Source organism: Priestia sp. BR_2 (genome assembly GCF_041954005.1).
Classification (GTDB): domain Bacteria; phylum Bacillota; class Bacilli; order Paenibacillales; family Paenibacillaceae; genus Paenibacillus_AQ; species Paenibacillus_AQ lautus_A.
In genome coordinates, this window is record NZ_JAVFHM010000264.1 from 1 (window position 1) to 521 (window position 521).

Sequence of the window (521 nt, forward strand, 5' to 3'; positions counted from 1 at the left end):
GTATTTATGGTGTTTAGATTTTTCATGATAAGATAGGCTGCCTTCTGCCGGTTTAACGTTTGTTGCGTGCTCAAGGCTAGCGGTATGTTTTGGGGTAGGTGCTTCTACGGTTACTTCGTTTTCTTTCTTTCCACTTTCGCAAGCAGCAAGGCCAGAGACTAAAACGGCACACATGATGCTTGTTTTTGTTAATTTATTCATTACGCTCCTCCAAAATAGATGATAGGGTTTATGTTACATGGAATATATGTGGAAATCAAGGAAAAATGTGAAAGATAGTTACAGGGGTAAAGAGTTTAAATGTTCTAGGTTGCTTCCAATTTGGAGAAAAAAGAAAAAATGGTGGAAAATAAAAAAGGAGAGTGCAGAAGTTGGGGTGAAGGTAAGAAAAGCTGATTCATCTTTACCGATGAACAGTCTTTTTTTGCAACCAGTCTGATGTTATGGGAGACGTCCCTTACAGTATGAAGTAAGACTCAACAGGTAACACATACAGTTTCGATTGGTTATAAAAAGGATGG

1 pseudogene is annotated in these 521 nt (G+C 38.2%); it reads right to left on the reverse strand.

Going from position 1 to position 521, the window contains the following annotated elements:
* Positions 1-201: pseudogene (locus RB298_RS20665) on the reverse strand (hypothetical protein); the annotation flags it as partial.
* Between the last annotated feature and the right edge of the window lie 320 nt (positions 202-521).